Source organism: Clostridium sp. DSM 8431 (genome assembly GCF_900116755.1).
In the GTDB taxonomy this organism is placed as follows: domain Bacteria; phylum Bacillota; class Clostridia; order Clostridiales; family Clostridiaceae; genus Clostridium.
In genome coordinates, this window is the sequence record NZ_FPBY01000205.1 from 1 (window position 1) to 5,474 (window position 5,474).

The 5,474-nt window shown below is 29.3% G+C and carries 5 protein-coding genes; all 5 read right to left on the reverse strand.

The genetic code is table 11. The annotated features are described in order from the left end of the window. Positions 1 to 364 precede the first annotated feature (364 nt). A complete protein-coding gene (locus BM384_RS15160) occupies positions 365 to 793 on the reverse strand; it encodes a MarR family winged helix-turn-helix transcriptional regulator (protein ID WP_090014845.1) in 429 nt (142 codons plus the stop codon). A gap of 111 nt (positions 794 to 904) precedes the next feature. Further along, on the reverse strand, positions 905 to 1,336 hold the full coding sequence (locus BM384_RS15165) for an HIT family protein (protein ID WP_090014847.1): 432 nt from the start codon (positions 1,334 to 1,336) through the stop codon (positions 905 to 907). 55 nt (positions 1,337 to 1,391) lie between these two features. Next, positions 1,392 to 3,602, reverse strand: coding sequence for an AAA family ATPase (locus tag BM384_RS15170; protein ID WP_090014849.1), 2,211 nt, complete (start codon positions 3,600 to 3,602; stop codon positions 1,392 to 1,394). An 18-nt stretch (positions 3,603 to 3,620) separates the two neighbouring features. Continuing rightward, positions 3,621 to 3,932, reverse strand: a complete 312-nt coding sequence (locus BM384_RS15175) for an ATP-dependent Clp protease adaptor ClpS (protein WP_090014854.1) — start codon at positions 3,930 to 3,932, stop codon at positions 3,621 to 3,623. 87 nt (positions 3,933 to 4,019) lie between these two features. Further along, positions 4,020 to 4,838, reverse strand: coding sequence for a flagellin (locus BM384_RS15180; protein ID WP_090014852.1), 819 nt, complete (start codon positions 4,836 to 4,838; stop codon positions 4,020 to 4,022). Between the last annotated feature and the right edge of the window lie 636 nt (positions 4,839 to 5,474).

A 5,474-nucleotide genomic window follows, 5' to 3' on the forward strand; every position in this document is an offset into this window, starting at 1 on the left:
TCTTACAAAAGGTTGTTTAGACGAGGACTTGATAATGTAATTCTTGAGCTCACATTGATTTCTTGTGGTTATAATCTTTATAAATATAATAATAAATTAAACCGTGAAATGCTCGTTGCATAAAAATTACTTTAATTTTTTTATTTATAACGAGACGTTTATTAAGTGAACCCATTTTTAAAAATTAAAGATGAAAAAATATAAGTATATGAAAAAAACAACCATACAAGCTTTTGAGCTAGTATGGTCGTTTGATTTTTAGGACTTTTTTTACAGCCCCTTACTATTCTTTTTAATACAGCCAATTATTATTATCGTTTATATTTATATATGATTAGATTTATTAGTTGCACAAAATACTGTATTAATGAAAATCTTTAAGATTCCCTATTATCTTACTTAACATTTTGTTTAAACTCATAACCTCTTCAGGATTTAATCCTAAAACAGCTAAATTAATAACTTCTGCACTTTTCTCTTCCATAATTGCAGAATTTTCTTTATATCTATCTGTTAAAGACAACACCCATGCTCTCCCATCTGTAGGGTGTGGCCTTTTTTCGATATAATCTTTTTCTATTAATCTATTAATAACTGCCGAAATAGTTGGTTTGTCCATATCTAGCATTTGTGAGATATTAGCTGCTGTATTATAGCCAGCTTCATCATTATGAGTTTCTATAAATTTTAATACTGAAAATTGTACTGATGTAATCTTGTAATCTTCTAATTCTTTGTTCATCTTATTTTTAATAAGCTTTGAACACAAATTAATTCCACGACCTATATCCATTATACTTCTCCCACCGTTATAATCAGCTATATCAGTTTATCTATTGTACTCTTTCTAGTATTAAGACAACAATTAAATCTAACAATACCTATTAGAAAAAATGACTATTAATTATTTTTGTGAAATATTTTCTTTTATTTTATCTATTATTTCTTTATATTCATCTTCTGATAAGTAACATTCTCCTGGATTCATTCTAAATACTCCTAAGTAATCAGGTCCATCTTCATACTTAGGAACTATATGAAAATGTAAATGCTTCATGTTATCAGCATAAGCTCCGTAGTTTACCTTTGCTGGTGAAAAAGCTTTATGTAGAGCTTCTCCTACTGTAGCTATGTCCTTAGAGAATAAGTTTCTTTCCTCTTCAGTTAATTCGAACATTTCACTCTTATGTCCATTAAATGCTATTAAACATCTTCCTTTATAAGTTTGTTCCTTAAATAAGTATAGAGTTGATGCCTCTAAATCACATATTTTAATCATAATATCTGTCAATCTACTGTCTTTAACACAGTAAAAACAATTTTCATCAAAGTTCATGTTATACCCCCAAAAATGTTAATTTAATAATTATATGTCAATTATATATTATTTATTACATTTTTTCCATATCAACTTTAGAAATAAATACTTTTTTATCAAAGTCTAAGGTACATTTTCCTCCGTTTTTTAATCTTCCAAATAAAATTTCATCAACTAGAAGAGATTTTATCTCCTTATCTACAACTCTTTTTATTTCACGTGCTCCATATTCTTCACTTATTCCTAATTCAATAAGATGATTTTTGCAGGCTTTCGACAATTTCAAAACAATATTCTTTGGTTTAAGCTTTTCATCTAAAGCAGCTATTTCTTTATCAACTATTTTTATTGCCATTTCTCTATTTAAACCATTAAATACAACTATTTTGCTTAATCTATTTCTAAACTCTGGTGTAAATACCTTTTTTACTTCATCATCAATAGCTTCATTTTTTATTTTTCTATCTCCAAATCCAATAGCATTTTTATTAAGCTTAGATGCCCCAGCATTAGATGTCATAATTAAAATTACATTTTTAAAATCTGCTTTTCCCCCTTTATTATCAGTAAGAGTAGCATAATCCATAACTTGAAGAAGAACATTATATATATCGCTGTGAGCTTTTTCTATTTCATCAAGAAGTAAAACACAACTTGGCGACTTTTGTATTGCATTTATAAGAAGTCCTCCATCCTCATAACCCACATATCCAGCTGGAGATCCTATAAGTTTTGCTACAGTGTGCTTTTCTGCATATTCACTCATATCAAATCTTACTAAATCAATATTTAAAGTATCAGCTAGTGCCTTAGCTATTTCTGTTTTACCAACTCCAGTAGGACCTACAAATAACATGCTAGCTACAGGTTTATTTTCATCATTTAATCCTGCTCTTGATAATTTTACTGCATTAACTACATTTTCAACTGCTTCATCCTGTCCAAATACTCTTTTCTTTATATCCTTTTCTAGTTTAAATAACTTTTTAACCTCATCAGATTCCACAGTTTCCTTTGGTATATTACACATTTTTGATATAACAGTTTCAATTAATTTTTTATCTACAGTCTGTACTTTCTTATTAACTGGATGTATAACTCTATAAGCTCCTGCTTCATCTATAATATCTATAGCTTTATCAGGAAGAAATCTATTGTTTATATATTTATCACTTAATGTAACAGCTAATTCTAGAGTTCCCCTAGCATACTTAACTTTATGGTAGTCTTCATAAAATTTCTTTAACCCATTTAAAATCTCTATACTTTCATAAATTGATGGTTCCTTTATATCTATATTTTGAAATCTTCTTAAGAGACTTTTGCTATTTGATATATGTTTATTAAACTCTTCGTAGGTAGTTGCTCCTATAAATCTTATTTTACCTGACTCAAGGTATGGTTTTAACATATTTGAAGCATCAAAAGCTCCCCCATTTATAGCACCTGCTCCAACTATATTATGAATTTCATCTATGTATATTATAGGATTTTCATAGCTTGATACACCTTCTAATATATCTTTAAATCTCTTTTCAAAATCTCCTCTATATTGAGTTCCTGCAATAATATCTCCAATCTCTAGTGAAAATATAACTGCATTCTTTAGCTTTTCAGGTACCTTTCCTTCATTTATAAGCTTTGTAAGGCCCATTGTTATTGCTGTTTTACCAACTCCAGCTTCACCTATATGTATAGGATTATTCTTGTATTTTCTGCATAAAATCTGTATAGTTCTCTCAAGCTCTTTTTCTCTCCCTATTAAAGGTGGAAACTTATCAGTGTTTTCATTAAGGCATACTACATATTTTCTCCAAGCCTCATGTTGATCTTCGTAATTTTCAGACTCAATTTCTATTTCTTCTCTTTCCTCTTCACACATTTCATATAATAAATCTCCAGCATCTATACCTTGAGAAAAAATATAATAAACTGCATAACTTTCTTCTAGTTCTAATATTTCATTTATTATATGAGTAAGTTTTATTTCTTTACAATCTGCAGAGGCTGCCCTGTACCCCGCCTTAAAAAGTACATCATTTAAACTTTTTGAAGCTTCTGGAGTTCCTTCTTCAATAATATCTATATTATCTTCAAAATACTTTTCAAGATTAGCTCTTAAAACTTCTACATCACCATTTAAAGCTTTAAAAGACTTTTTAAATCCTTTATTAAATGTAATGGAATATAATAAATGTTCTGCAGTTATATATTCATGTCTATTATTATCTGCATAGGCTACCATATCACTTAGTATAATTTCTACTTCATCAGAATATTTCATATATACACATCCTCTCTTTTAAGCTTCTTGAACCTTTATTTTAAAAGGGAACCCTTCTTCTTTTGCTAAGAAATTAGCTTTTTCAACTTTTGTTACAGCTATATCATAAGAATAAGTTCCTACAACTGCACTACCTTCCTTATGAACCTTCATCATTATATTAGTAGCATCATCATGCTTTTTTCTAAATATATTAACTAATATGTATACTACAAAATCCATAGGGGTAAAATCATCATTATACATTACCACCTTATACTTTTTAGGTTCTTTTAACCTAGTTTTAGTCTTTTCAATTGTTAAATCTTTTATCGACATATTCTCCTCCATAGCTTTTTCTTTATTCTTATTTATAATTATAGACATTTATAATCAAAAAAAAAGAGAAAGTTACCCTTCTCTTTTTCTTTTAGATACCTATCTATTAGATAATGAAAGTAATAACTGAAGCATACTTTCCTGCTGTTTTATATAAGAGCTAAGAAGAAAATTTGATACCTGACTTAGTAAACTTTCTCTAGCAAAATTCATAATCTCCTCAGCCATATCAGCATCCATTATTCTAGATTGAGCTTCAGTTAAATTTAATATACTATTATCTAAATAATCACTAGTACATTCTAATCTATTTTCCATTGCCCCAAGCATACTTCTCTGTGATGATACTGAAGAAATAGCCTTCTTAATGGTATCTATAGCTTTAGATGCACCTTCCTCAGTTGATATATCTAACTTATCTAATCCTAAAGTACTTGAATCTATTTTCTTCTTTTCTATAGTCATAATCTGCCCAGCATTTGCTCCTACTTGAATGTTTATTTTTTCATCAGTTGAAAATAACTTTTGTGTATTAAATTCACTTTCTCTACAAATATCATCAAGTCCTTCTACTAAAGATTTAAATACTTCATTTGAATTTTTCCTATCTTCATCTGTAGTTGTTCCTGTAGCTGACTGAACTGCCAATTCATTCAACTTTTGTAATATTGAATGTACACTCCCTAAAGCTCCATCTGCAGTTTGAATCATAGAAACAGCATCTTGAATATTTCTCTTAGCTACATTCATTCCTCTTATTTGAGATTCCATACCTTGTGATATGCAAAGGCCTGCCGGATCATCTGCTGCTGAGGTTATTCTTTTCCCAGTGGAAAGCCTAAGCATAGCTTTACTCATAGCTGTCTGATGTGTATTAATATTGTGACATAAAGTCAGAGCTGATGCATACCATCCCATTTCAACTCCCCCTTTCCTTACAATTCTTATATCGTAAACAAAAGTTCACTTCTTTACTTATTGTTCCATAAATGTAAATATTGTTGGGACAAAGTAACTGACGCCACGCTTTTCAGCGCAGGAAGCAGCTTTGTTTTGCCATGCAAAAGGTTCTAAAAGTAAAATAATTTCATACCAAAATAAAATTTAATTATTTTGCTTTTAGGTTCTTTTGCGGCCTACAATTATTTTTTAATTCACCTCACAACTTTCATAGGAGAAAGCCAGTCAAAATCAGTGTTTAACATCAAAAAAATTTTATACTTTCCTCGTATTTGAAATACTAAATAGTGTAGACGAATATTTTTATATTTTCTAAGAAAACCTAACTAGTGAAAATTTAATATATTTGAATAGAGAGATTAACGTTACTTTCCTGGGAGCATACGCAATACCCGTTGTCTAGACTGTTATTCTCATTCAATGAAGTTTTACGTGTAACTGGCTTTAGGTTTTTATTTAATTAGAATTACCCGAATAACAAACGAGGATGTATTTCATTGAAAATATGAGAGCTCTGTTCAAATTAAAGGAGGTTTTACTAATGAATAACTTTATAAATGACTTCGTCGTCGGAATAGATGTATCTTCTAGATC

Bases quoted from the DNA above. Each gene is read 5' to 3' on its own strand.
- BM384_RS15170 (WP_090014849.1), bottom strand. From the start codon at position 3,602: ATGAAATATTCTGATGAAGTAGAAATTATACTAAGTGATATGGTAGCC.
- BM384_RS15160 (WP_090014845.1), bottom strand. From the start codon at position 793: ATGGATATAGGTCGTGGAATTAATTTGTGTTCAAAGCTTATTAAAAAT.
- BM384_RS15180 (WP_090014852.1), bottom strand. From the start codon at position 4,838: ATGGGATGGTATGCATCAGCTCTGACTTTATGTCACAATATTAATACA.
- BM384_RS15165 (WP_090014847.1), bottom strand. From the start codon at position 1,336: ATGAACTTTGATGAAAATTGTTTTTACTGTGTTAAAGACAGTAGATTG.
- BM384_RS15175 (WP_090014854.1), bottom strand. From the start codon at position 3,932: ATGGAGGAGAATATGTCGATAAAAGATTTAACAATTGAAAAGACTAAA.